The 594-nt window shown below is 46.5% G+C and carries 1 protein-coding gene; it reads right to left on the bottom strand.

Going from position 1 to position 594, the window contains the following annotated elements; genetic code table 11:
- Nucleotides 1-76: 76 nt before the first annotated feature.
- The coding region (locus A3766_RS10040; RefSeq protein WP_304440962.1) for a peptide chain release factor-like protein at nucleotides 77-594 on the bottom strand (518 nt) is incomplete at its 5' end.

Raw genomic sequence — 594 nt, 5'->3', positions numbered from 1 at the left:
TCGAGGGATTTTGCCATCGCCTCTGAAATAGTCAGTTGATGGCTCATATCAAACTCCAATAAGCTATATCTACTTATTACTCACCCATAGAAGTGAGTAATTCAGCCTGATGCTCTTGCAATAAAGGCTGTAACACCTGGTCCAAATCACCTTCCATAACTTCAGCTAGCTTATAGAGCGTCAAATTAATTCGATGATCAGTCATGCGACCTTGAGGAAAGTTATAGGTTCTGATTCGCTCAGAACGGTCACCACTACCTACGAGACTTTTTCGTTGATCTGATTGTTCTTGAGCATGCGCTTCCTGTTCAGCCGTCAGTAGCCTCGATTGCAACAAAGATAGAGCGCGAGCCTTATTCTTATGCTGTGATCGTTCGTCCTGACACTCAACTACCACACCTGTTGGCAAGTGGGTAATACGAATAGCCGAATCCGTTTTGTTGACGTGCTGACCACCGGCGCCCGAAGCCCGGAAGGTATCGATACGCAAGTCAGCCTTATTGATTTCGATCTCATCCACAGCATCAATTTCCGGCATCACAGCCACCGTACAAGCCGAAGTATGAACCCTGCCTTGCGATTCGGTTTCTGGAA

It is taken from the genome of Oleiphilus sp. HI0132, assembly GCF_001635845.1.
Note: the sequence above shows the minus strand (reverse complement) of the source record. Positions and strands in the feature narration are given on the sequence as shown.